We start from the raw sequence: 24,950 nt of genomic DNA on the forward strand, positions 1-24,950 counted from the left end.
TGAAAGCCGAACGTCTCGCGCGCGAGCCAGGTTCATAGCGCATTGCTGCGCTGGCGAGTGGTATTGATGAGGGAGTTGCATCCCCTCATTGAGGTGAAGGCCCGCGGCGGTTACGCCGGGGGTCTTTTGTTTTTGGCAAGGGGCAGGTACCCGCATGAGCGGAGCGATGTGCGGGGGCGACACCGACGAAAATCCGGATATCGCTTTGCTCATCCGGGCTACGTTTGCTTAGGCCCTAACGGCCAAGCAGCTCGAGCGTTCGGCGATCGGCCACACCGCCATGGTATTTGGCGATTGCGGCAGGAAACGCGGGATCGGAAGACACCGAGGCGAACAAGGTCATCGACGAGCGAAACTTCAGATCGTCAGGGCTGCCGAGAATCTCCCGGATGGTGTGGCCTTCAACGGCGTTGACGAGAGCGGTGCATTGGAGAAGCCGAGCCCCCAGGATATCGTGCTTGAGATAGGCGATCGCCTCGTCGCGCGAGGTGATCGCATAGCGTTCCGCCATTTCGCTAAAGCCGAGACCGGCGAGCTGAGGGAAGATGAACCACATCCAGTGGCTTTGCTTGCGGCCACGGCTCAGCTCGTCCACGACGCGCTGGTAAACCGGCGCTTGCGCATCGACAAAACGCTTCAGATCAAACGGATCATTCATGGCGGCGTTCCTGATTGGCCGACAAGCTCGGCAAGGCGATCGAGCAGCGGCCGCTGCCCTTCGAGAATCTTCGCCCGTGCAGCAGCGAGGTCAAACCATTCCGCACGATCGATCTCCGGGAATGCCTGCATCTTGCCGCTTCTCGGCGGCCATTCGATCTCAAACATATTGCTCCGGATGGCGTGAACATCGAGATCGCCCTCGACGGCGAAGGCGATCACCCGCTTTCCAGCACGCTGGCGAATTTCGCCCAGCGGTTCGAGTGGCTGACCCGCAAGCACGACGCCGGTCTCCTCGGCGAATTCACGCCTCGCAACGGCGCTGGCATCCTCTTCTCCGTCCATCTCTCCTTTCGGGATCGACCATGCGCCCTCGTCCTTGCGTCGCCAGTATGGTCCGCCCGGATGCACGAGGAGGACTTCGAGCCCCGTGCCGCTGCATCGGTACATCAGGATGCCCGCGCTCAGGGGCGGTCGACGTGCCGCCTTCAATGACCATTGCTCCAGCAAGTGGCCCGCATGAGCAAAGCGATATGCGGCCAAAACCCGGATGTCTCTTCGCTCATCCGGGCTAAGCTTGCTATCACCATCGCCACGATTTCCTTCTTTTTTGACAACCTCTGCGGTTCACGATTCTCAAACGGCATCCATCGGCGGTCATGAGTCCGGCTGATTCATAGCCGGATAAACGATCGTCCCGTCAGGTTGAACGACGGCGCCTTGAGTAAGGCGGGCAGGCTCCAGGCGACCATGCCCCATGATGTGGAAAGCGGTTTCCCCGCACGCGATGAGATAGTCGGTGACGATGCGACGGTGACAGCGCCACCATACCGCTTCTGAACACATGATCGCGCAACGTCGCTGGTGTCCCTCGTCGCGCAGATGCGTGAGGCCCGCGCGAAACTGCGCCGACAGTGCATAATCGGCATAGTTATGAAAGCTCTCGTTGGTCCAGAAACCGTTGACGGCCGGAGGCAGGCTTCGTGCCTTGCCGCGAAGACCGCCGAGGGCCGCCATATGCTCATAGGCGATGCCGAAGGACGCCAGGATTTCGGGAAGCGTATCCTTGTTGAATTGCGGATTGGTTCTCGACCGCGGCACGGTTCTGATGTCTGTGACGAGGTCAATCCCGTTTCCCGTCAAGAGCGCAACGAACTCCTCGAGGCTTCGGTTGGAATGGCCGATCGTGAAGAACGGAAGGGTCACGCGCTGCCTTCGCTACGCATGATCGAGCGCGCTGCCCTTATGGGCTGCGATATGGTCGGTCTTGTCGCTCTTGATTTTATATTGAGGATCGTCCGGCGAGGCGTGGCGCACGCGACCCTTGTAAGCGAAATCACGGGTGTGAATGGCGATGATCGTTCCCGAGACTCGACCGGCCTCGGAATTCCATTTGACATGATTGCCGATCTTGAACCTCTTGGCCATTTTTAGGCGTCCTTCAGGCGCGGAAACCTGGCCAGGAACGAGCTATGACGATGAAATGAGCTTCGCCCGGTCCAAACGATTTTTGGACCTAGCAGGTTCCTGAGCAGGATTGGTCGCGGTATCGCGCTCCGCGATGGCGCATAGCGCCCTCACCTCAGACCAATCCGAATTGAGACAGGAATGGTGCCCAGGGGCGGGATCGAACCACCGACACTGCGATTTTCAGTCGCATGCTCTACCAACTGAGCTACCTGGGCATACTCGAAGGGCCGAAGGCCGAACCGAGCGGGCGGTTTATAGAGAGGTCGGGCGGCCGTGTCCACCCGGCTTGGCCGTTGGCTGCGCCGGGCGCTGCCCGCCTGGCGTCCCATCCCCAAATATTTGGCAGAACACGGCTATTCCGCGTCTTCGGGATCGGTGGGGCGGCCGGGGATGACGTAATGGCCGGATAGCCAGCGGTTCAAATCAACGTCGCGGCAGCGTTTGGAACAGAACGGCAGCGTGGCCGCATCGGCCGGCTTGCCGCAGACCGGGCAGGGTTTCGGCGGCGGCTTGGGCGCGCCGGCATCCTCGGGCGGCTTAGCCGGCATTGAGCCAGCCGAACCGGATCGGAAAGCCCTCCCCGCCGAGCAGCGTGACCGATTCATAGAGCGGCAGCCCGACCACGTTGGTGTAGGAGCCGACCATCTTGACCACGAAGGAGCCGGCGATGCCCTGCACGGCATAGCCGCCGGCTTTGCCGCGCCATTCACCGGAACCGATATAGGCCTGGATGTCGTCCTCGCTGAGCCGCTTGAAGCGCACCCGGGTCTCGATCAGGCGCTGGCGGAACGCCTCCTTCGGCGTCACCAGGCAGATCGCGGTGTAGACGCGGTGATTGCGGCCCGAGAGCAGCCGCAGGCACTGCGCGGCCTCGTCGACCAGATTGGCCTTCGGCAGGATGCGGCGGCCGACCGCGACGACGGTATCGGCGGCGAGAATGAAGGCGCCGCGCAGCTCGTCGTCCAGATGCACGGATTTCAGCGCCGCATCGGCCTTGGCCCGCGCCAGGCGGTTGGCGCAGGCGCGCGGCAGTTCGCCCCGCTTCGGCGTCTCATCGACATCGGCCGGGCGCAGCGCATCAGGCTCGATGCCCGCCTGGTTGAGCAGGCTGAGCCGCCGCGGCGAACCGGAAGCAAGAACGAGTTTGGGACGGCCAAGCATGCGGAGTTTGTCGGGGATAAGGATTCGGGTGGGATCGCGCGCGCGGAAACTATCGGAAGGCACTCCATTCCACAACCGGGGGGCAAGTGATTGAGGGCACTTTCGTTTCTGGCTGACCGTTCTTGCTTACCGTCCCCTGGAGGGGGAGGGTCGGCTCGCATGGAGCGCAGCGAAATGCGGGACGGGGTGGGGTGACGGTCTCTCAACTCGGGCGCTGTTCCGAGCGGAGAGACCGTCACCCCACCCCACCGCTCATTTCATGAGCGGCGACCCTCCCCTCCAGGGGAGGGTGAAGGGAAACGCGGGCGACCATCTACCCGCTCGGCGCGCCCGCCCTGGAAAAACGGCGGCGGATGCGCAGCAGCAGGCCGTCGCAGACCTCGCGATAGGCGGCGAGCTTCTGCTCGCGGTTGCCTTCCGCGTCAGTCGGGTCGGGCGTCGGCCAGTATTCGACGTCGGCGGCCATGGTGCGCGTCAGCTCCAGCGCCTTGTGGTGGGCTTCCGGCGACAGTGTGATGATGAGATCGAAATTGAGCCCTTCCCAATCCTCGAGCTCCTCGAACGTGATCGGCTTGTGGCCGGAAATGTCCTGGCCTAGCTCGGCCATCACGGCGACCGCGAACGGATCGAGCTCGCCCTTCTTGACGCCGGCGGACCTGACATAGAGGCCTTGCGGAAACATCTGCTGCAGCAGGCTTTGCGCCATCGGCGAACGGACGCTGTTCAGGCCGCATGCAAACAGCACGGCCTGCGGATGGCGGGCGCGGAGCGGCGCCTCCATGCGTTACGAAATCCGGCTGTGCGACATCATGCTTCTTCTTTCACGCATGACGTGATCCGAAAGCCGCTTCGCACCTTTCGCTAGCGCGGACCTTTGGCTCGGCGTCATGCGTCCTGCCCCTTCCAGTGCAGCACGCAGATCAGCGTGAACAGGCGGCGCGCGGTTTCGAAATCGACGCGCACCTTGCCCTTCAGCCGCTCCTGCAGCGTGCGCGAGCCTTCGTCGTGGATGCCGCGGCGGCCCATGTCGATCGCCTCGATCTTGTCGGGGGTGGCGGTGCGGATCGCCTGGTAGTAGCTGTCGCAGATCATGAAATAATCCTTCACGATCCGCCGGAACGGCGTCAGCGACAGCAAATGCGCGACCACCGGCGTGCCGTCCTCGTGGCGGATGTCGAACATCAGCCGGTTGCCGGTAATGGCGATGTGCAGCGTATACGGCCCCGGCACCGCCCCTTCCGGCGCGAACAAGTTCTGCTCGATCAGATCATAGATCGCGATCGCGCGCTCATGCTCGATATCCGGACCGGAACGGCCGATCGATTCCTCGTCAAGCGTCACCGCGACGATGCGGTTGTGCTGGTCATCGTCTGGCGGCGGCTTGTTCATGGCAAATTGAGGCGCAATCCGACGGAGCGTGAGTGGGCGTCCAAACCCTCGGCCTTGCCCAAGGTCATCGCAGCAGGCCCCAGCGCGCGCAACTGGTCCGGCCCGCATTTGAGAATCGAGGTGCGCTTCATGAAGTCTAGCACGCCGAGCCCGGACGAAAACCGCGCCGAGCGGGCGGTCGGTAGCACGTGGTTGGAGCCGCCGACATAGTCGCCGATCGCCTCCGGCGTATGGGGCCCAAGAAAGATCGCGCCGGCATTGCGGACCTTGGCCGCGAGCGCTTCCGCGTCCGCGGTCATGATTTCCAGATGCTCGGCCGCGATCGCATTCGCCAGCTCCACGGCGTCGTCGAGCTTGTTGACCATAACGATGGCGCCGAAATCGTTCCACGAGGCCCGCGCGATATCGGCGCGGGGCAGCGTCGCCAATTGCGACTCCACCACGCGCTCGACGTCGGCGGCGAGGCCCGCGCTGTCGGTGATCAGGATCGACTGCGCGCTCGCGTCATGCTCGGCCTGCGCCAACAGATCGGCGGCGATCCAGCCGGCGTTGCCGGTGTCGTCGGCGATGACAAGCACTTCCGAGGGACCGGCGATCATGTCGATGCCGACCTTGCCGAACACCAGCCGCTTGGCGGCGGCGACATAGGCGTTGCCGGGGCCGACGATCTTGGCGACCGGCGCGATCGTCGCCGTGCCATAGGCCAGCGCCGCCACCGCCTGCGCGCCGCCGACGCGGTAGATTTCGGAGACGCCGCCGAGATGGGCAGCCGCCAGCACCAGCGGGTTGAGCTTGCCGTCCGGCGCCGGCACCACCATGACGACGCGAGGCACGCCGGCGACCTTGGCCGGCACGGCATTCATCAAGACCGACGATGGATAGGCCGCGGTGCCGCCGGGCACGTAGAGGCCGACCGCGTCGACCGCGCTCCAGCGCCAGCCGAGCTCGACGCCCAGCGCATCGGTGAAGCGCTCATCCTTCGGCAGTTGCCTGAGGTGGAAGGCCTCGATCCGGTCGCGGGCGAATTTCAGGGCATCGACGGTGGCGGCGTCGCAGGTCTCCACGGCAGCGTCGATCTCGGCCGTGGTCACGCGCAAGCCGGCCGCGTCGAGCTCGAGCCGGTCGAATTTCCCGGTCGCCTCGATCAGGGCGGCATCGCCGCGCGCCGCCACGTCCTCGATGATGGCCCTGGTGGCGCGCTCGACATCGGCCGAAACCTCGCGCTTGGCGGCGAGGAATTGCGCAAATCGTGAACCGAAATCGGCGCTGCTGGTATCCAGACGAACGGGCATGGCGGCTTTCTGGGAGACGTCGGAGGCCCATGCTCAATGGCGCGGCAGCCAGGGGCCGTCAACCCTTGCTGTCCCGGGTTGGGGCGAATGGGGGTTGGGATGCACCGTGATTCCGGGGCGATGCGCAGCATCGAACCCGGAATGACGGATTGTCACCCCTCCGGCCCCAGCGGCGCGATCGCGAGGTCGCTGGTGCCGAGATCGTCGGTGCCGAGGTCGGTCAGCTCGCATTCCAGGCATTCGACGTCGAGCCGCAGCGCGCCGCCGTGGGCAAACAGCAACAGCGCGCTGCCGGCGGGGGCCTCGCCGGGGTGAAATTCGATTCCGACCAGTTCCAGCACCGCTTGGGGCTGCTGCAGATCGATATTGCGCGACTTGCAGGCCAGAACCCGGTCGAAGCGCAGCGCCGCTATCGAGCGGCGCGGCTCGGTTCCACCCGACAGCGTCTGCTCCCAGTCCAGCCGGTCCAGGCCCACCACCAGCCGCTTCTGGTCCTGCCGCCAGACGATATCGGCGGCCTGGACGCGGGCATCCTGCACATGGGCCGATATGACGGCGAGATCGTCGGCGTCGAGCGCGATCAGTTTGAGCGGGTCCGCTGGCATCCCAAGAATCTCGCTAATGCCTCGCTGGTCTTCGATCGTATTCAATCTCTGATGCGCTCGATCGACGCACCGCAGGCCGAAAGCTTGTCCTCCAGCCGCTCAAAGCCGCGGTCCAGATGATAGACGCGGTTGACCATGGTTTCGCCCTCGGCGGCAAGTCCTGCGATAACCAGCGAAACCGACGCGCGCAGATCGGTCGCCATCACAGGCGCGCCGCGCAGTTTTGCGCCGCCGTCGATGGTCGCGGTCTCGCCGTCCAGCGATATACGCGCACCGAACCGCGCCAGTTCCTGCACATGCATGAAACGGTTCTCGAAAATCGTCTCGGTGATCTGCGAGGAGCCGCCGGCGCAGGCCATCAGTGCCATCAATTGCGCCTGCAGGTCGGTCGGGAAACCCGGGAACGGCGCGGTCGACACCGTCACCGGGCGGAGGCCGGCGCCATTCCTGGCGACCCGGATGCCGCCATTATTGATGGTGATATCGGCGCCGGCCTCGGCCAGCACGTCGAGCGCCGACTGCAACAGCTCGGGCCGGGCGCCGGACAACTGCACGTCGCCGCCAGTCATGGCGACCGCCATCGCATAGGTGCCGGCCTCGATTCTATCAGGCAGCGCGGTGTGCCGCGCGCCATGCAGCGTCTCGACTCCCTCGACCACGATCTGCGGCGTGCCGGCCCCCAGGATGCGCGCGCCCATCTTGTTCAGGCAATCGGCGACATCGGCGATTTCCGGCTCGCAGGCGGCATTGGTGATGACGGTCGTGCCCTTGGCCAGCGTTGCCGCCATCAGCGCCACATGGGTGCCGCTCACCGTCACCTTGGGGAAATCGATTATACCGCCGCGCAGGCCGCCGGGCGCCTTCGCGACCACATAGCCGCCGTCGATGGTGAGCTCGGCGCCGAGTTTTTCCAACGCCATGATCAGGAGATCGACCGGCCGCGTGCCGATGGCGCAGCCGCCGGGCAGCGAGACTTTCGCTTCATGCATCCGCGCAAGCAAGGGCGCGATCACCCAGAAGCTGGCGCGCATCCGCGACACCAGTTCATAAGGCGCCGTGGTGTCGATGATGTCAGCCGCGGAAATATGCAGGGTCTGGCCCTGGTAGGCGCGGTCGCCCGGCCGCTTGCCCGCGGACATGATGTCGACGCCGTGATTGCCGAGGATGCGCTGCAATTGCGCGACGTCGGCCAGCCGCGGCACGTTGTCCAGGATCAGCGTATCCTCGGTGAGGAGGGCTGCGATCATCAGCGGCAGAGCCGCATTCTTCGCGCCCGAAATCGCGATGGTGCCGTTGAGCTTGCTGCCGCCGACAATACGAATGCGGTCCATGCCACCCCCTGGTCTGCACAAATTATGAGCGCGCGTCAGGAGCAGAAGCGGTGAGATTTGCGGCGATTTGATGGGGTGGATGCTCAGGGCCACAGGCTGTCATTCCGGGGCGATGCGTTAGCATCGAACCCGGAATCTCGAGATTCTCAGTTGCGCGAGGGCGCCCCATAGTTCGCTCACTTCATGAGCGCCCCGGAATGACGCTCACGCGCGGACGCTCAGCCCTTGATAAACGCCAGCAGATCGGCGTTGATAGTCTCCGCCTCCGTCGTCGGCATGCCGTGCGGGAAGCCCTTGTAGGTCTTTAGCGTGCCGTTCTTCAGAAGCTTCGCCGACAGCGGCGCGGAGTCTTCGTACGGCACGATCTGGTCGTCGTCGCCATGCATCACCAGCACGGGAACGGTGATCTTCTTGAGATCCTCGGTGAAGTCGGTCTGCGAGAAGGCGACGATGCCGTCGTAATGCGCTTTGGCGCCGCCCATCATGCCCTGCCGCCACCAGTTCTCGATCACGGCTTCGGACGGCTTGGCGCCCGGTCGGTTGTAGCCGTAGAACGGGCCGGCGGCGATATCGCGATAGAATTGCGAGCGACCGGCCGCGAGCTGCGCCTGCATGCCGTCAAAGACCTGTTTCGGCAAGCCGCCCGGATTGGCCGGCGTCTGCACCATCAGCGGCGGCACCGCCGCAATGATCGCGGCCTTCGCGACCCGGCTCTCGCCGTGGCGGGCGATGTAGTGCACCACCTCGCCGCCACCGGTGGAATGGCCGACGTGAACGGCATTGTTCAAATCGAGATGCGCGGTCAGCGCCGCGAGGTCGTCGGCATAGTGATCCATGTCGTGGCCGTCGGCGACCTGGCTGGAGCGGCCATGGCCGCGCCGGTCATGGGCAATCACGCGAAACCCGTTGTTGAGGAAGAACAGCATCTGCGCGTCCCAGTCGTCGGCCGAGAGCGGCCAACCGTGGCTGAACACGATGGGCTGCCCCTTGCCCCAATCCTTGTAGAAGATCTCGACGCCGTCTTTGGTTGATATGGTGGGCATTACGAATTCTCCTCTTGTTAGGCCGTCATTCCGGGACACGCGTCTTCGCGTGGACGAATCTGGATGTTGTTGAACGAGATTCCGGGTCTGGTGCTGGCGCACCATCCCGGAATGACGATCAAGCTGTCACGCCGGCCGGTAGCGCCGGAGCACGCCGATGATCACGACGGCGAAGAACACCAGCACGATGCCCTGAACCACGGCGAATGGCGGCTCGGCCGGCGGCACGCTCGGCGCCAGCGCGTGCAGCACCGGCACTTTCAGGAAGCTCTGGATCACCAGCACGAATACGTTGAGATAGAGCGAGACCAGCGCGGTCAGCGCGTAGATCCAGCGCCAGGCGCCGTTGAGCTTCATGCCGTACAGCGCAAAGCAGGCGATCGCCAGCAGCACCAGCGACAGAATGCCCATCATGTGCGAGGGCAACAGCTTGTCGGACAATAGCGGCGGGATCAGAAAGCCCGACGCGCTGGTCAGGATCGTGAACACCAGGAAGATCGCGGTCAGGCCAGGCATCTGCTTCGAGCCGAGCATGCCGAACATCACGACCAGGCCCGCCACGATGGCGATCAGGCTGATGATGACATGCACGAGAACAAATGTCGCCAAACTCATCCCCAAAATCATGATGCGCCCCCTCGTTGGAAACTTCGCAGACGTTACGACGCGGCATGGAATATTTCCACAATCATCGCGTGCGGCAGCGGCAAGGCAGGCATGAATGACGCATCAACCAAAGTAGTATGATGCACGAAATATTTGCAGACTTGTGACAAATGCCCGCAGAGAAGACGCGGAAGAATTGAATCTAATGGCTGCAATCCTTTCTCGTCATCGCGTCACGCCATGCCGCATCATAGCGCCGGTTTCATGGCATCGGCCAGATAGCCATGCAGCGCGGCCACCACCTGCGCGCCCTCGCCGATCGCACCACCGACACGCTTGACGGAGCCGGAGCGCACGTCGCCGACCGCGAACACGCCCGGCACGGACGTCTCCAGCGGCGACGCCGGTGGCCCGTCTTTCTGCGTGCATTGCGCGCCGGTCACGACAAAGCCGCCGCGATCGACCATGACGCCGCAGCCCTCGAGCCAGCCGGTTGCAGGATCGGCGCCAACAAACAAGAAGAGATTGCGGATGTCGAGCGAGTGCTCCTCGGGCGCGAGGCGGCTGCGCCAGCGCACGCGCGCCAGCGAGGCGTCTTCATCACCCTCGAGGCCGACCACTTCGGCGTTGAATATCAGTTCAATGTTGTCAGTCGCCTCGATGCGCTCGATCAGATAGCGTGACATGCTGGCCCCGAGCCCGCCGCCGCGGATGATCATGTAGACCTTGCGCGCATGGCCGGACAGGAACACCGCGGCCTGACCTGCGGAGTTGCCGCCGCCGACCAGCACGACATCCTGCCCGATGCACAGCTTCGCCTCGATCGGCGAGGCCCAGTACCAGACGCCGCGTCCCTCGAATTTTTCGAGATTTGCGATCTCGGGCCGGCGATAACGTGCCCCGCTCGCCACCACGACGGATTTGGCGCGCATCGACTTTCCGCAGTCGGTCGCCAGTGCAAAGACGCCGTCGTTGCGGCTGCAATCGAGCGACCTGATCGAGACCGGGATCAGCATCTCGGCGCCGAATTTTTGCGCCTGGTTGAAGGCACGTCCGGCGAGTGCCTGGCCGGAAATGCCGGTCGGAAAGCCCAAATAGTTTTCGATCCTGGCGCTGGCGCCGGCCTGGCCGCCGAAGGCGCGCGCATCGAACACGGCGACCGACAATCCTTCGGAGGCCGCATAGACGGCGGTGGCCAGCCCCGCCGGCCCGCTGCCGACGACCGCAACGTCATAAAGCTTTTCATGGTTGTGCTCGCCGATCATGCCGATCGCATAGGCAATCGCCGGCTCCGACGGGTTGCGCAGCACCGTCCCGTCGGGACACACGACCAAGGGCAGGTCGGCGCGCGACGTGGCATAGCGCGCGACGAGGTCGGCGGCGTCCTTGTCGGTGGCGGGATCGAGCACGTGATGCGGCTGGCCGTTACGTCCCAGGAAATTCTGCAGCCGCGCCATGTCACCGAGCGAGGTCGGGCCGATCAGCACCGGGCCGCCGGCGCCGCCCTGGATCAGGCTGACCCGGCGCAGGATCAGCGCGCGCATGATGCGCTCGCCGAGTTCGGCTTCGGCAACCAGAAGCGCGCGCAACTGATCCGGCGGAATCAGCAGCGTTTCGACGTCGCCGTCGGCATGGCCGTCGACAAGGGCGACGCGGCCGGAAAGCTGGCCGATTTCGGCCAGGAATTGTCCGGGCCCCTGATCGATGACCGGCGTGATGTGACCGAGGCCATCGCGCTGGGTGATGGCGACCGTGCCTGACAGCACCACGAACATGCCGGGACCGACCTTGCCGGTCTCGAACAGGGCTTCGCCGTCCCGATAGCTCCGCAATTCCCCGAACCGGCGCATGCGCTCGATTTCCTGAGGCATCAGGACCGGAAAAGTCTGCTCATGACGTGGAAACGCGTAAGCATTGACGCCGGCCGCCGGACCGGTCGTGGTATCTGCACTCATTGTCATCGCCCAAAAAAGAAACAGAACGGTGCAGAGAGCGTGCCAGGGCAGCGTGGGCGAATTTTGTCTCGACGCTTACGCGCCCGGCTTTTCTCCGCTGGCGTCATTTAGGGACGTATCGGCACTTTCGGAAGGTCCGGCATCGCTGCGCCCGCGGGCCTGCGCCTTCCGCCGCTTGAGGTTTTCGCGCAACGCCAGCTTCAGCCGGTCGCGTCGCGAGTCCTTCACAGCCGCGCCGGTTTTTCCCGTGTCCTTGCCTCGATCGCCCTTCATGCCCGACCCAATAACCGCGATCGCAAAGCATAACCAAACCGCGACATCTGTGCACTGCCCAGTGGAGCAGGCGCGCCGGGCGAGGCCGCATCGCTCTCTCGCCGCTGAACTCCGATTCCACGTACTTCGAGGTCAAGAGGTGGAGGGACGGGAACCGGATTGGCCCGAAGTTGTCCCCGTTGATGCCGCCTGTGCCGATTTTTGACGATTTTGGGCCCCTCCCGGCCTGCCCGCGCGCTTGCACCAAAGGGGCCCTTGTGGCAAGAACCGGCCGCCTGAGGGCCTCTAGGGCCGATTCCTGAATACCAGGCATGCTGCCGTAGCTCAGTGGTAGAGCACTCCATTGGTAATGGAGAGGTCGACAGTTCAATCCTGTCTGGCAGCACCATCTCTTCCTATCGGCACCAACGAGCTGCTGAACGACGTGAGCATTTCGCGCTGGGCGTGATAGACCCACGGCTGCGATGCACCCAGGACTGCGCGATGTTCTACGAATGGCCTGCCCTGCCAAGCGTCTCTATTCAACAAATCAGCACTTTCTCGGGTGAGCTCTACAAGGTTTTTGCCGAACGGCTTTGAGGACGAACCTTACATTGCCTTTGGAGCAAGCCTGTGGCGCTTTCAGTCTCCGCGTCCTATGCACCCATCAGCTCGCGCAGCGTCCCGGTGATCTCGTTCACGCTGTAGGGCTTGGTCAAGAACCGTCCTCCCTCGGGGAGTTCACAGTCGCGGAGCCGGAGCCGACCCGAGGTCGCGATGATCTTGATCGGCGGCCAGCGGTTTCGCACCAAGTGGGCTAACCGCAAGCCGTCGATCGAACCCGGCATCTGAATGTCGGTGAAGATCACGCGAATATCTGTTCGTGCTTCGAGCACGGCAATTGCCTCGGCCGCGTTTGCCGCCTCGATCACATCGAAGCCGGCATCCTCGATCATTGCTACGGCATGCCATCGCAGCATCGCCTCGTCCTCGACGACGAGCACGACCGGGCGACGGCCAGCTAAATGCTCCATCGGACCCTGCTAACTGTCGAATTGCCGAACTTGGCGCTTTGAGACCTGCGTCCCTGCCGCAGGTGCGCTTCCACCCCATTCCTAACGTCGGAAATCGGACGTAGGCGGTGTCGAGGAGCCAATTCGCTTGTTGACTATTCGTTCCAAGGAGCGCCCAATACACAGGAAGAAGAGCCAAAGGCCGCGTCAGGATGGCTCTTGCCCGTCTAGATGACAGTGTCGGACTTCCGACAGTTGAGGGCTCTGACGACACAGCTTTCCGATAGAAAGCACCGGCGACCTTACAGGCAGGCCCTGTACGCGATTCGGCACAAGCTTGGTCCTGAGACGGAAACCGGACGGACAAGGACCATCAGTGTTTTTTACTGTAACTTGATCCCGCGGAGCGTCCCCTCGGAGCTCGCATCCATCATCTGCGGTAGATCGCCCGACCGACCGGGCATGGACACCGCAATTGCACGCGCCTTCAACCACGCCGCTGGACAACAAGCTGCTCGCCTCGCTGCCGCGCAGCGCGTTTGAGGCAGTCGCGGCTCATCTTACGACCGTTATGCTACCTCAAGGTACGTCCGTCTATGAAGCCGGCGGCGAGGTTGAACAGGTCTATTTCCCTCACAACGGCATGTTTTCATTGCTCTCCGTGATGCGCGACGGCAAGTCTATCGAGACCGCAACAGTCGGACGTGAGGGTGTGGTCGGCGCAATGGCGGGGTTGGGTCTCTACAAATCGCTTGTCCGCGTGAACGTTCAGTTGTCGATGACAGCCAGCAGGATATCCTCGGCAGCTTTCAGGAGAGCCGTCGCCTCAAGCCCACAGGTACGGGACATCTGCATCAACTACAATGAAGTGCTGCTAAATCAGGCCCGCATCACTGCGGCGTGCAATGCGCTGCATCAAATCGATCAGCGCTTTTGTCGCTGGCTATTGCAGTCAGCCGATCGAGCGGCAGGTGATACCGTCACGCTGACGCAAGAGCTCCTTGCCGACATGCTTGGAGTCCGTAGGACCTCTGTGACAGAGGTGGCCGTCAGGATCCAGGAGCAAGGCATTATCACCTATTCGCGCGGCGTCATTAAAATACTGGACCGCGGCGCGTTAGAGCGGCTGTCTTGCGAATGCTATCAGACGCTCGTCGAGCATGAGGCCACTCTGGCAAATTGAGCGGACAGACCGTCTCGCGGAAGTCGCCGCAGCTCGTGCGGCGCGGCCGCTGATAAAGCTCATAATCCGCTGCGATGGCCGGCTTGATTGGTCGGCCGCCGGACAGACGCGGCGGCCCAAGGGTCTTTGATTACCTGGAGTGACCAAGGCAGGAGTGAGGAGGACCCGATGGATCAACGGCGGAGACGGGTCAAACACGCGAAGACTTTTGAAGAGCGGCTAGCAGAAGAGGCTCAACGCTTTCAGGAGGCAGCAGACAAGCTTCCTCCGCGCACTGCCCGCGAACTGCTTCTACGGCGAGCCCGACAAGCAAGTACGGCCGCTCACATCAACGAATGGCTGACATCGCCCGGGCTGCAGCCTCCTAGGTCATTGAAAACTTGCCGGCCGATCAGAAGAGGTAACGCCGCTGCCAAGCCAAATAGAGGCGTTCGACAAGAAGCTCGACGGCAAATGCTGGCGCCAACAGCCCGACCAACTAGCGCAAAGCCGATGTTCACGACCCGAGCGCGACATTGCGGAACGCCCTGAGCAGCGCTCCCTCCAGCTTGCCTTCCATGCTGCGCAGGATCTCGTAGGCGTCGGGCCGTGGCATCGGCGCCCTGTACGGCCTCGACTCGATCAGCGCCGCGAAGATGTCTGAAATCGTCAGCAACCGGACCAGATCGGAAATCTGCGATGCCTTCAGTCCATCCGGATAGCCGGAGCCATCCAGATACTCATGATGATGCCTCACACCGTCCAGGATCTCCGGGCTGATGCCGGCGACGCCCCTCAACAGATCATATCCGATCGCGGGATGACGCCGGATGATCGCTTCCTCGTCGGGATCGAGGCGTCCCGGTTTATCCAGGATCGACAGCGGGATGCGCGCCTTGCCGATGTCGTGAAGGGTTGCTGCCATGCCGAGCCGCGATACGTCTCGCTCGGAGAATCCGACATCCAGCGCAAAGGCGACCGCGACGCCTGTTACCAGCAGGCAGTGCTGAAACGTGCCCTCGTGATAGCGCCGGACCTCGTCGAGCCATGTCGAAAGCCCGTCTTGTCCGACGCGCTGCACGATCTCTGACGTCGCGCGCTTCGCATCCGCAACCTTCAGGGGCCTGCCGAGGCGCACGTTCGAAAACATCGAGGCGAAGGCGGCCGCGCCGGAGTCCATCGCCAGTGCCGGATCCGCGGCGGCCTCCGCGGCAGATTCCGCGTATTCGATCTGCGCGATCTTGGGGACAGCTTCCTTGGCGCGCGAAATGACCGCGGTCGCGCCAAGCGCATAGGCCTGCGCCACCATCGAACGGGCGTGGGCTGGAACGACAAACAGCCGCTCCGGAACCGCGGTAAGCTCTTGCAGGATGAGCTTGAGCTGATCGGCGCGCGGCATCTGCCGCAAATCGACGTCGACCATCAGCACGCCATGCGCCCTGATGCCGGTGCCGTCGCTATCGAGCACCCACGGCACGACGGCGTGTTGCGGCTCGAGCATGGCACGAATCGCAGGCAGCTTCGTCGGTTCGTCTGTGACAAAATAGACGAGCATTTCAGGAAGAATCCGTACGCACCAATAATGAAGAAACGGTCTCTCTCGATATTGCAGAACTGAAAAGAAATTGAGCAATTCTGCCGATGGTTCGCAAGACCGAGCCGACACTCGGCGCCAGCGGCATCAGACGCTCTAACTCACCCTACTCTCGGACATCAGGGCTACCTTGCCGTTAAGCTTCCACCCCGTATAACTACGTACCTCAAACGAGGTACGTACGCCGTCCGCCTTTCAGAACACTATCAGATCGCGTTCAGAACACCATCAGATCGAGGGCATCGTCAGTGACCGATCTTCCGTCGTCTCTAAGCCAATCGGCGGCCGAGGGATCGATGCTGTGCGCTTTGGTCATGACCGGCAGCCTGTTCGCCGTGCCGGCGTTCGCGCAGGCCGATCTCGCCAACGCAACGGCCAAACTCACACTGCAGGTCGCGACCGCCATGCTTGGCGAGCGCTGCCGCCGCGTCGAGGCGCCGAACCCCGCTTCATTTGCGTCGGTGTCTTTGCACCGGACCTTCCACGACGATTTCGATACCCATCCGCTGCAGGGCGACAGGTGGGTACCGCATTACGCCGGCGGCGCCGCCTGGCCGGAAGCGCGCTATTGGGGCGGCGATGGTTCCGATTTCAAGCGCAAGACCAGTTGGAACGGCGAGCAGCAGATCTATGTCGATCCGCGTTATGGCGGGCGGGAAACAGCGCCGCTCGGCCTCGATCCGTTCAGCGTCAACGACGGCATTCTCTCCATCACAGCCAGCCGCACCCCGCCGGCGCTGAAGAGCGTGCTGTTCAACAATGAATATATTTCCGGCGTGCTGACGACGCAGAGCCGGTTTTCCCAGAAGTACGGATACTTCGAAATCCGCGCCAAGGTCCCGGTCGGCACCGCGGTATGGCCGGCGTTCTGGATGCTGGCCGATGACGGCGGCTGGCCGCCGGAAGTCGACATTATGGAGGGCCGCGGACAACGGCCCGGCGATATCGTGATGACGACGCATTGGCGGATTCCATCCACACAACGCATCGAATCCTGCGGATTCGATGTCAAGGTCGCGGATGCAGCGACCGTTTTTCATAACTATGGCGTGCTGTGGCAGCCGGACCGCATCACCTATTTCATCGACCGCCAGCCGGTCTCCGAGATCAAGGTCCCGGTCGGCTTCGACGATCCGATGTACATGATCGTCAATCTCGCCATGGGTTCGAAATTTTTCGAGGGTGTCGGATTCGTCGACGGCGAAACGCCGGCGACCGTCGCATTCGAGATCGACAGCATATCCGCCTACCAAATTGACGAACGCTGACCGGAGATGACGATGTTCGGAAAATTCTCGCGCCGGCATTTTGCGAAGCTTGCCGGCCTGTCGGCGCTCGGCATGGCCGCGCGCCCTGTCGATGCCGCCGCGCAATCCGAAGCCGACCGCCCCACACTGGCGAGTTTTCCGAAGGACTTCGTATGGGGCACCGCGACCTCGTCCTATCAGATCGAGGGCGCGGTGAACGAGGACGGCCGCGGCCGCTCGATCTGGGACACATTTTCACACACGCCGGGCAAGATCGAGGACGGCACCTCTGGCGACCGCGCCAACGAACACTATCACCGCTACAAGGAGGACATCGGCCTGATCCGGGAAGTGGGTGCAAAGGCCTACCGGTTTTCGATCGCCTGGCCGCGGGTGTTTCCGGAAGGAACGGGCAAGCCGAATCCCAAGGGCCTCGATTTCTACGACCGCCTCATCGACGAACTGCTCAACCAGGGCATCGAGCCATACGCGACGCTCTATCACTGGGATCTGCCGCAGGCGCTCGAAGACAGGGTCGGCGGCTGGCGCTCCAGCGAAACCTCAAAAGCGTTTGGGGAGTATGCCGGCCATGTAGCGGCGCGGATCAGCGATCGCGTCAGATCGATCTTCACGATCAACGAAGCCGGAAGGTTTGTGAATTTCGGCTATGGATGGGGCATCGATGCTCCCGGTCTCAAACTGCCGGACGCGGAAGTCAACCAGGTCCGTCACCATGTGGCACTGGCGCATGGCCTTGCCGTGCAGGCGATCCGCGCGCAGGGGCGCGCGGGCACCAGAGTGGGGCCGGCCGAAAACATCGCGGCTTGCGTGCCGGCATTCGACACGCCGGAAAACGTTCGCGCCGCCGAGATGGCGACGCGCGAACTGAACTCAGGCTTCCTCGGCGTCATCCTGGAAGGCAGATACACCGACGGGTTTCTGCGGTTCGCCGGCAAGAACGCGCCGAGATTCACCGATTCTGAATTGAAGATCATTTCAGAGCCGAACGACTTCGTCGGTCTCAACATCTACGCGCCGCAATTCTATATCGCCGCTTCCGACAAGGCGCCGGGCTGGAGCGTGCTGCCGTTTCCCGCCTCGTTCCCGCACATGAATTCGGAATGGCTCAGAGTGGGACCGGAGACGATCTACTGGGCGCCGCGGCTGGCGGCGAAAGTCTGGAACATAAAGACCATCTATATCAGCGAGAACGGCACCTCGTCAGAAGACAAGCTGCACGCCGACGGCCAGGTCTACGACCTCGATCGCATCATGTATCTGCGCAACTATTTGCGGCAATTGCAGCGCGCGACGTCGGAAGGCGTGCCGATCCGCGGCTATTTCCTCTGGAGCCTGATGGACAATTTCGAATGGATCTTCGGTTACGGAAAGCGCTTCGGGCTCTACCACGTCGACTTCGAGACGCAGCGCCGGACACCAAAACTCAGCGTCGCTTTCTATCGCGACGTGGTGGCGCGCAACGCAATTGGCGTCTAGTACCGCGCAGCCTGCCGCAGCGGCGATGCGGCCTCGGGCGTGGCGCGCGGCTGGCCGTCGCTTGCCACAGCGGTGGCCGGTTCCTGCGCCAGCTTGCGCGGTGATTCGTGACCGATGAATACGCCGGCAGCAGTGAGCATCAGGACGACATAGAGTGCGAACATGCCGCCGACCCATTTCCAATAGATCTGGCGGGCCTCCGGTGTAAGGCTTTCAAGCAATCGGCGCATGGTTATCCTCCTCATCAGGAAACCTAATAGGCTGCGTATAGTCCTCGCGTCCGATCTGGTGTGTGACGCACTTCACAAATGTCGAGTTGTAATGGGGAACCCGTGACCGGAGCCGAATTGAAGAAACTTCGCCAGCATCTCGGTGAGGCCATCGGCCAGCCGTTGTCGGTAGCCGACATGGCCAAACTCTGCGGGCTCCCGGCGTCCGATGGCGCCGACACCATCCGCAAATGGGAGGTCACCGGGCCGACCGGCCCGGTAGCCGAGCTCCTGCGCATCCTAGCGATGGCCAGCGACCGCTATCCGATCCTCGAAATGTTCAATGTGTTCGACCGCCACGACGTGCCGGTAAAAGATCGCCCGGCGCGCCGGCAGGCCTTCCGCGAACAGATGCGCAGCGACGTCCGGCGCCGCATTGCTTAAGCAAAGCTTAACGTGAAGGCCGAACGGCTCCGCGAAATTAAGCCTTTGCTCACCTTTGATTAGGCCTTCATTAAGTACAAAAAACGTTTGTCGGCCAATGGGTTGGGTTACAGCCTGCTGTCACCTCGGAGTGACAGCATTTTAGATAAAAGCTGTCTAAGTGCGTGGCCATGGATGGCGCCCCGCATGGGGGTGTCGCCGAACGGTTTTCGGAGACCAGCACAATGAAGAAGATTCTCGCAGCCCTCGTGGCCATCGCAGCCCTTACCGTCGCTGTGCCGGCCGTCGGCGCCGATCTCGGCGCGCGCCCCTACTACAACAAGGCCCCCGCCTATGCGGCGCCGATCTACAACTGGACCGGCTTCTATATCGGCGGCCATCTCGGCGGCGCGTTCACCGGCAGCCACGATTTCAACGGCGCGGTGCTGAGCGATTCCAGCGCCCGCCTGCTCGGCGGCGTTCAGGCCGGCATCGACTGGCAATTCGCGCCGAACTGGGTGCTCGGCACCGAGGGCCAGTATTCCTGGCTCGGCAAGAACAATCTCACCGCCACCTTCCCCGGCGGCTACGTCTACACCAACGACCAGCGCGGCCTCGGCTCGATCACGGCCCGCCTCGGCTACACCTGGGGCCCGGGCCTGGTCTACGTCAAAGGCGGTTACGCCTATTCCGACAACAGCGAGAGGCTGACGCTGGCCGGTGCGCCGATCCCCTTCCTGCTCGACGGCAACCACAGCAACGGCTGGACCGTCGGTGGCGGCGTCGAATACATGTTCGCCCCGAACTGGTCGGTCAAAGGCGAATACATGTATTACGACTTCGGCAGCACCCGCTTCGTGAGCCCTGCCGCGCTGGCGCCGTTCGGAAGCTTCCACAATGACGACCATACGCTAAAGGCCGGCGTCAATTATCGCTTCAACTTCGCAGGCCCGGTGGCCGCCCGCTACTGAGCGCTTTCAACCGCGAATTGCAGAAGGCCGGCTTTCATGCCGGCCTTTTTGCGTTGGTGCTGTGTTTTCCGGTGTGCGAAAAAACCCGGTGCAGCAAACGAGCCGAAATAATGGCGAAAATAGTCCCGTTTTTCCAAACTTGTTAACCGGGTACCGCGATACTGCCGCGCCGAGGGAACATCCCAAGGTAGCGTAGACGGGGAAGCGGGCAGATGACGGCACGGTCCAAATCACGATTCAAAGGTTTCGGTGTTCGAGGCAGTCTGTTTGCCGCCTTCGCCGTCATCGCCGGCATGGCGATCGTCATCTCTGCCGGCGCAGGATTGATGCTCGGGCGGCTCGGCGGGACCATGGTGGACTTAAGCGGACGGGACATCCCCCGTCTCGCCGCCAGCCTGCAGCTCTCGGCGCAGAGCGCGAGCCTCGCCAGCCAGGGGCCGGCGCTTTTGGCCGCGCGCAGCGAACAGGCGCTGAACGATCGCACCAGGAAAATGAAGGAGACCCAGGCGGTCGCGCTGCAGAAGCTCGGCGAGATCGTCGAGCTCGGTGCGGACAAGGCGGTGGTTGCCGCGCTCACCGAGAACATGAAGAGCATCGATGAGGTGATCAAGAGCCTCGGCGCGGCCGCGCAGGAGCGGCTCGAACTGGCCGCGCAGCACGAGCGACTCTACGAAGCCGTGCGCAAGGCACAGCGGCGTTTCATCGCCGCCGCCGGCCCCGCCGCGATCGACGCCCAAACCGACCTCTACAGCATCTACGCCGCGCCCAACTTCTCCCAATCTGACGCCATCAAGGCCCACAAGACCGCCGACCAGCTCGCCGACATCGCGGCCAGCGGCAATATGATGGCGTTCGACATGATCGCCGCGCTTTCGGCGACCAATGGTGATACGTTAGAGGCCATCGCGAAGGACTTCCGCACCGCGCAGGCGCGCGTGAAGGCGAATGCCGAGCAGTTGCCCAAGACCACGGCGATGAATGTCGTCCGGACAGCAACGCTGGACCTGCTGGCGCTTGCCGACGGCAAGAACGGCATCTTCAAGGTTCGCCAGCAGGAATTGGACGCGGACGATTACGGCCAGACCATTCTGGAGGAAACCCGCAAGCTCAATGTCGGCCTCGGCATCAGCGTGCAGCAACTCGTCGACGCCGTGCAGAAGGAAACCGACGCGGCCGCCTGGCAGGCGCGTCAGGAGATTTCGTTCGGGACCATCGTCATGCTCGCCCTCGGCGTCGCGACCCTGGTCGGCTCGATCCTGTTCGTCTGGCTCTATGTCGGCCGCAACATCCTGCGGCGGATCAGCAATCTGCAGCGCTCGATGCAATTGCTGTCGAGCGGCGACCTCGAATCGGAGGTTTATCAAAGCCACCAGCAGGACGAGATCGGCGCGATGGTCGACTCGCTGCAGGTGTTCCGCGAAAGCATGATCCAGAGTCGCGCGCTATCCGCCGAGCAGGACAAGGACCGCATCGCCAAGGCTGAGCGCGCCTCGCGCATGGAAGCCCGTATTGTCGAGTTCGAAAGCACCGTCCGCACCGCGCTCGAGAGCCTGCAGACCGCGGCAGGCTCGATGCAATCGACCGCGAAAAGCATGTCGGCGACCGCCGATCAATCCAGCGCACTGGTGACGGCGGTTGCGACCGCCGCCGAGCAGACTTCCGCCAATGTGCAGACCGTGTCGTCCGGCACCGAGGAATTGTCCTCCTCGATCGAGGAAATCGGCCGTCAGGTCATCACCTCGGCGGAGATCGCCCGCAAGGCGGTCGACGATGCCGGCGCCACCGACGCCACCATGCAGGGGCTCGCCGACAACGCCGCGCGCATCAGCGTGGTGGTCGACCTGATCCAGACCATCGCCTCGCAGACCAACCTGCTGGCGCTGAACGCGACCATCGAAGCGGCGCGCGCCGGCGATGCCGGGCGCGGATTCGCCGTGGTGGCCTCCGAGGTGAAGAGCCTCGCCAACCAGACCGCGAAGGCCACCGACGAGATCCGCCAGCAGATCGTCAGCATGCAGACGGTGACGGAGACGGCGGTTTCCGCGATCCGGAACATCAGCAGCACGATCGCCGAGATCAACGAGGTGACCACTGCAATCGCGGCCGCGGTCGAGGAGCAGGGTGCGGCGACGCGCGAGATCGCCCGCAACATCCAGCATGCCGCCGGCGGCACCAGCGAGGTCTCCACCAACATCGTCGGCGTTTCCAGCGCCTCGGCCCAGGCCGGAACTGCCGCCGGCCAGGTGCTGACCGCCTCCGACGCGCTGCGCCGCGAGGCCGACGTGCTGCGCGAGGAAATCGACGCGTTCCTGACGAATATCCGGGCTGCCTAACGACGTACGCCGTCATTCCGGGATGGTCCGAAGGACCAGACCCGGAATCTCGAGATTCCGGGTTCGATGCTGACGCATCGCCCCGGAATGACAGCCAGCCCGTTTTTCAGCTAGCGCGGCGCGGCCTCTACCGCTAAGCCGGTAGCATGCATTCGAAAACCGACAGCATCCAGTCCATCGCGGAGACCCTGAGGTATCCCTGGGAAAGCCACCCCGGCCATGATCAGGTCGTGGAGGTCATGCCCGGCGTGCTCTGGGCGCGCCTCAAACTGCCGTTCCGCCTCAATCATGTGAACATCTATTTGCTCGCCGATGGTGACGGCTGGACCATGGTCGATTCCGGTTTCGGCAACGAGGAATCGATTGCGGCTTGGACCACGCTGTTCGAAGGGCCGCTCGCTGACGTGAGAGTAAAGCGCCTGATCGTGACCCATTCGCACCCCGACCATGTCGGCTTGGCGGGCTGGATCACCGAGCGCTTCAATTGCCCGCTCTACATGTCGCAGGTGGAATACCTCCAGTCGGTCTATCACCAGAACCGTGGCACCGAGGAACGGCGCAATGCGCAGCGCCTGTTCTTCCGACGCCACGGCATGGACGAGGACCTCACCGACAGGCTGCTCGGGCGCGGCCAGGACTATCTGAAGCGGGTCTCCGTGCTGCCGCCGTCCTATCGCCGCATCTCGCATGGCGACGAGGTCGTGATCGGCACGCGGCGCTTCAAGGTGATCACCGGCGGCGGCCATGCGCTCGACCAGGTGATGCTGTATTGCGCCGCCGACAAACTGTTCCTCTCCGCCGACCAGGTGCTGAGCAAGATTTCGCCGAATGTCAGTGTCTGGGCGGTCGAGCCCGACCAGAACTCGCTCGGGGAATATCTGGCCTCGCTCGCCAGCCTCACCACCACCCTGCCCTATGACGTGATGGTGCTGCCCGGTCATGGCGTGCCGTTCTACGGGCTGAAGACCCGCATCAAGCAGCTCGCCGACCATCACGAGGACCGCTGCCGCCTGATTGCGGAAGCCTGCCGGGAAGTGCCGCAGACCTCCAAGGAGCTGGTACCGGTGGTGTTCCACAAGCACGTGCTGGACGAGCACCAGATGGGCTTTGCCGCCGGCGAGCTGGTGGCACACGTCAATTACATGCTGGTCGAAGGCCGTCTGACCTGCGAGGTCAGCGACGGCGTGCTGCGGTTCCGGACCACCTGACGCGGAAACCGCCGATTGCGTTTCCGCAGCCGCAAATACCGGGACCGCAAATCACAGCTAGCACCTTGATCCGGATCAACGTTTCCAGGGGCTAAGTAGCATCCCGGAGGTGTGGGAATTCGCGTAGACATCAAAGCTGGAAAAGCTCTAAAAAGGCCCGAGCCAATTCGGCCGGTTCCGTTCCAGGTCTTGCGATGGATTACAGCAAATTTTTCAATACCGCCCTCACCCGACTGCATGACGAGCGGCGCTACCGCGTGTTCGCCGACCTCGAGCGGATCGCGGGACGGTTTCCGCATGCGGTCTGGCACTCGCCGAAGGGCAGCCGAAATGTCGTGATCTGGTGCTCCAATGACTATCTCGGCATGGGCCAGCACCCGAAGGTGGTCGGCGCCATGGTGGAGACTGCGACCCGCGTTGGCACCGGCGCCGGCGGCACCCGCAACATCGCCGGCACCCATCATCCGCTGGTGCAGCTCGAACAGGAACTGGCCGACCTGCACGGCAAGGAAGCCTCGCTGCTGTTCACCTCGGGCTATGTCTCGAACCAGACCGGCATCTCGACGATCGCCAAGCTGATCCCGAATTGCCTGATCCTGTCGGATGCGCTCAACCACAATTCGATGATCGAAGGCGTCCGCCAGGCTGCTTGCGAGCGGCAGATCTTCCGCCACAACGACCTTGCGCATCTCGAAGAGCTCCTGATCGCGGCAGGCCCTGATAGGCCCAAGCTGATCGTCTGCGAGAGCCTTTATTCGATGGACGGCGACGTCGCCCCGCTCGCCAAAATCTGCGATCTCGCCGAGAAATACGGCGCACTGACCTATGTCGACGAAGTCCATGCGGTCGGCATGTACGGCCCGCGCGGCGGCGGCATCGCCGAGCGCGACGGCGTCATGCACCGCATCGACGTGCTCGAAGGCACGCTCGCGAAAGCCTTCGGCTGCCTCGGCGGCTACATTGCGGGCAAGGCCGAGATCATCGACGCGGTGCGCTCCTATGCGCCGGGCTTCATCTTCACGACCGCGCTGCCGCCGGCGATCTGCTCGGCCGCGACCGCCGCGATCCGTCACCTGAAGACCTCCAATTGGGAGCGCGAGCGCCACCAGGACCGCGCCGCCCGCGTCAAGGCGATCCTCAATGCCGCCGGGCTGCCGGTGATGTCGAGCGACACCCATATCGTGCCGCTGTTCGTCGGTGACCCCGAAAAGTGCAAGCAGGCGTCCGATATCCTGCTCGAGGAGCACGGCATCTACATCCAGCCGATCAACTATCCGACGGTCGCCAAGGGCACCGAGCGCTTAAGGATCACGCCCTCGCCCTACCACGATGACGGCCTGATCGATCAGCTCGCCGAAGCGCTGCTGCAGGTCTGGGACCGCCTCGGCCTGAAGCTGAACCGCAAATCGCTGGCAGCCGAGTAACCCTACCCGCCAAACCTCGCAAGTTGGGCCGGTCGCGCGGTGCGCGGCTGGCCCAAAGTGTTTATATTCCCCTGTTCCGGCCATGGCGCTTGCACGTGCCCGGCCGCC

At 63.2% G+C, this 24,950-nt stretch carries 26 protein-coding genes and 2 tRNA genes; 9 read left to right on the forward strand and 19 right to left on the reverse strand.

Annotated elements, in window-relative coordinates; genetic code table 11:
- Positions 1-235: 235 nt before the first annotated feature.
- The 16 genes from HCN50_RS21945 to HCN50_RS22020 form a co-directional block, all read right to left on the reverse strand.
- Positions 236-658 carry a DUF1810 domain-containing protein gene (locus tag HCN50_RS21945; protein ID WP_171711747.1) on the reverse strand — a complete coding sequence of 141 codons (423 nt, stop codon included), beginning with the start codon at positions 656-658 and terminating at the stop codon, positions 236-238.
- Positions 655-1,107, reverse strand: a complete 453-nt coding sequence (locus HCN50_RS21950; RefSeq protein WP_235977171.1) for an NUDIX hydrolase — start codon at positions 1,105-1,107, stop codon at positions 655-657. The genes HCN50_RS21945 and HCN50_RS21950 overlap by 4 nt, the downstream gene beginning before the upstream one ends.
- 207 nt (positions 1,108-1,314) lie before the next feature.
- Positions 1,315-1,863, reverse strand: coding sequence for a DUF488 domain-containing protein (locus tag HCN50_RS21955; RefSeq protein ID WP_171711748.1), 549 nt, complete (start codon positions 1,861-1,863; stop codon positions 1,315-1,317).
- Between the two features lie 12 nt (positions 1,864-1,875).
- On the reverse strand, positions 1,876-2,085 hold the full coding sequence (locus HCN50_RS21960) for a hypervirulence associated TUDOR domain-containing protein (protein WP_171711749.1): 210 nt from the start codon (positions 2,083-2,085) through the stop codon (positions 1,876-1,878).
- Between the two features lie 181 nt (positions 2,086-2,266).
- Positions 2,267-2,342: transfer RNA gene (locus tag HCN50_RS21965), tRNA-Phe, on the reverse strand.
- Between the two features lie 138 nt (positions 2,343-2,480).
- Positions 2,481-2,675, reverse strand: coding sequence for a DNA gyrase inhibitor YacG (gene yacG, locus HCN50_RS21970; RefSeq protein ID WP_171711750.1), 195 nt, complete (start codon positions 2,673-2,675; stop codon positions 2,481-2,483).
- The gene (locus tag HCN50_RS21975) at positions 2,665-3,288 is read right to left on the reverse strand and encodes a Maf-like protein (RefSeq protein ID WP_171711751.1); all 624 of its coding nucleotides are present in this window, start codon (positions 3,286-3,288) and stop codon (positions 2,665-2,667) included. The genes yacG and HCN50_RS21975 overlap by 11 nt, the downstream gene beginning before the upstream one ends.
- Positions 3,289-3,601: 313 nt before the next feature.
- Positions 3,602-4,069 (reverse strand): arsenate-mycothiol transferase ArsC, encoded by a 468-nt coding sequence (locus HCN50_RS21980; RefSeq protein WP_171711752.1) that lies wholly within the window; start codon positions 4,067-4,069, stop codon positions 3,602-3,604.
- 104 nt (positions 4,070-4,173) lie between these two features.
- Positions 4,174-4,677: a UPF0262 family protein gene (locus tag HCN50_RS21985; RefSeq protein ID WP_171711753.1), complete on the reverse strand. Its 504-nt coding sequence runs from the start codon at positions 4,675-4,677 to the stop codon at positions 4,174-4,176.
- Complete coding sequence (gene hisD / locus HCN50_RS21990; RefSeq protein WP_171711754.1) at positions 4,674-5,969, reverse strand: histidinol dehydrogenase; 1,296 nt, start codon at positions 5,967-5,969, stop codon at positions 4,674-4,676. Before hisD ends, HCN50_RS21985 begins: the two co-directional genes overlap by 4 nt.
- A 152-nt stretch (positions 5,970-6,121) precedes the next feature.
- Positions 6,122-6,574 (reverse strand): DUF2948 family protein, encoded by a 453-nt coding sequence (locus HCN50_RS21995; RefSeq protein ID WP_171712050.1) that lies wholly within the window; start codon positions 6,572-6,574, stop codon positions 6,122-6,124.
- A gap of 41 nt (positions 6,575-6,615) precedes the next feature.
- On the reverse strand, positions 6,616-7,905 hold the full coding sequence (gene murA, locus HCN50_RS22000) for a UDP-N-acetylglucosamine 1-carboxyvinyltransferase (RefSeq protein WP_171711755.1): 1,290 nt from the start codon (positions 7,903-7,905) through the stop codon (positions 6,616-6,618).
- A 218-nt stretch (positions 7,906-8,123) separates the two neighbouring features.
- Positions 8,124-8,948, reverse strand: coding sequence for an alpha/beta fold hydrolase (locus tag HCN50_RS22005; RefSeq protein WP_171711756.1), 825 nt, complete (start codon positions 8,946-8,948; stop codon positions 8,124-8,126).
- Between the two features lie 126 nt (positions 8,949-9,074).
- Complete coding sequence (locus tag HCN50_RS22010) at positions 9,075-9,575, reverse strand: hypothetical protein (RefSeq protein WP_171711757.1); 501 nt, start codon at positions 9,573-9,575, stop codon at positions 9,075-9,077.
- Between the two features lie 227 nt (positions 9,576-9,802).
- Positions 9,803-11,509, reverse strand: a complete 1,707-nt coding sequence (locus HCN50_RS22015) for an FAD-dependent oxidoreductase (protein ID WP_376700310.1) — start codon at positions 11,507-11,509, stop codon at positions 9,803-9,805.
- 75 nt (positions 11,510-11,584) lie between these two features.
- A complete protein-coding gene (locus tag HCN50_RS22020) occupies positions 11,585-11,782 on the reverse strand; it encodes a hypothetical protein (RefSeq protein ID WP_171711759.1) in 198 nt (65 codons plus the stop codon).
- Positions 11,783-12,095: 313 nt separating this feature from the next.
- On the opposite strand from HCN50_RS22020, the gene HCN50_RS22025 reads away from it, so the two are divergent.
- A tRNA-Thr gene (locus HCN50_RS22025) sits at positions 12,096-12,170 on the forward strand.
- A gap of 247 nt (positions 12,171-12,417) precedes the next feature.
- On the opposite strand, the gene HCN50_RS22030 is transcribed toward HCN50_RS22025, so the two are convergent.
- On the reverse strand, positions 12,418-12,795 hold the full coding sequence (locus HCN50_RS22030) for a response regulator (protein ID WP_171711760.1): 378 nt from the start codon (positions 12,793-12,795) through the stop codon (positions 12,418-12,420).
- 454 nt (positions 12,796-13,249) lie between these two features.
- Here HCN50_RS22030 and HCN50_RS22035 point away from each other — a divergent pair, with 454 nt between their 5' ends.
- On the forward strand, positions 13,250-13,957 hold the full coding sequence (locus tag HCN50_RS22035; protein ID WP_171711761.1) for a Crp/Fnr family transcriptional regulator: 708 nt from the start codon (positions 13,250-13,252) through the stop codon (positions 13,955-13,957).
- 496 nt (positions 13,958-14,453) lie between these two features.
- Here the strand turns inward: HCN50_RS22035 and HCN50_RS22040 are convergent, their stop codons facing one another.
- On the reverse strand, positions 14,454-15,491 hold the full coding sequence (locus HCN50_RS22040) for an HD-GYP domain-containing protein (RefSeq protein ID WP_171711762.1): 1,038 nt from the start codon (positions 15,489-15,491) through the stop codon (positions 14,454-14,456).
- 335 nt (positions 15,492-15,826) lie between these two features.
- On the opposite strand from HCN50_RS22040, the gene HCN50_RS22045 reads away from it, so the two are divergent.
- Entirely contained in the window at positions 15,827-16,798 is a 972-nt protein-coding gene (locus tag HCN50_RS22045) for a glycoside hydrolase family 16 protein (protein WP_171711763.1), read from the forward strand.
- A gap of 12 nt (positions 16,799-16,810) precedes the next feature.
- The gene (locus HCN50_RS22050) at positions 16,811-18,274 is read left to right on the forward strand and encodes a GH1 family beta-glucosidase (protein WP_171711764.1); all 1,464 of its coding nucleotides are present in this window, start codon (positions 16,811-16,813) and stop codon (positions 18,272-18,274) included.
- On the opposite strand, the gene HCN50_RS22055 is transcribed toward HCN50_RS22050, so the two are convergent.
- The gene (locus HCN50_RS22055; protein WP_171711765.1) at positions 18,271-18,504 is read right to left on the reverse strand and encodes a hypothetical protein; all 234 of its coding nucleotides are present in this window, start codon (positions 18,502-18,504) and stop codon (positions 18,271-18,273) included. The genes HCN50_RS22050 and HCN50_RS22055 overlap by 4 nt on opposite strands.
- A gap of 117 nt (positions 18,505-18,621) precedes the next feature.
- Here HCN50_RS22055 and HCN50_RS22060 point away from each other — a divergent pair, with 117 nt between their 5' ends.
- The 5 genes from HCN50_RS22060 to hemA all read left to right on the forward strand — a co-directional run bounded on the left by HCN50_RS22060 (position 18,622) and on the right by hemA (position 24,842).
- Complete coding sequence (locus tag HCN50_RS22060; RefSeq protein ID WP_235977139.1) at positions 18,622-18,927, forward strand: helix-turn-helix domain-containing protein; 306 nt, start codon at positions 18,622-18,624, stop codon at positions 18,925-18,927.
- Positions 18,928-19,151: 224 nt separating this feature from the next.
- Positions 19,152-19,877 carry an outer membrane protein gene (locus tag HCN50_RS22065; protein ID WP_171711767.1) on the forward strand — a complete coding sequence of 242 codons (726 nt, stop codon included), beginning with the start codon at positions 19,152-19,154 and terminating at the stop codon, positions 19,875-19,877.
- 212 nt (positions 19,878-20,089) lie between these two features.
- On the forward strand, positions 20,090-22,210 hold the full coding sequence (locus tag HCN50_RS22070; protein ID WP_171711768.1) for a methyl-accepting chemotaxis protein: 2,121 nt from the start codon (positions 20,090-20,092) through the stop codon (positions 22,208-22,210).
- Between the two features lie 146 nt (positions 22,211-22,356).
- On the forward strand, positions 22,357-23,418 hold the full coding sequence (locus HCN50_RS22075; RefSeq protein WP_171711769.1) for an MBL fold metallo-hydrolase: 1,062 nt from the start codon (positions 22,357-22,359) through the stop codon (positions 23,416-23,418).
- Positions 23,419-23,612: 194 nt separating this feature from the next.
- The gene (gene hemA / locus HCN50_RS22080) at positions 23,613-24,842 is read left to right on the forward strand and encodes a 5-aminolevulinate synthase (protein ID WP_171711770.1); all 1,230 of its coding nucleotides are present in this window, start codon (positions 23,613-23,615) and stop codon (positions 24,840-24,842) included.
- Positions 24,843-24,950: the final 108 nt, after the last annotated feature.

Source organism: Bradyrhizobium archetypum (assembly GCF_013114835.1).
Lineage (GTDB): Bacteria > Pseudomonadota > Alphaproteobacteria > Rhizobiales > Xanthobacteraceae > Bradyrhizobium > Bradyrhizobium archetypum.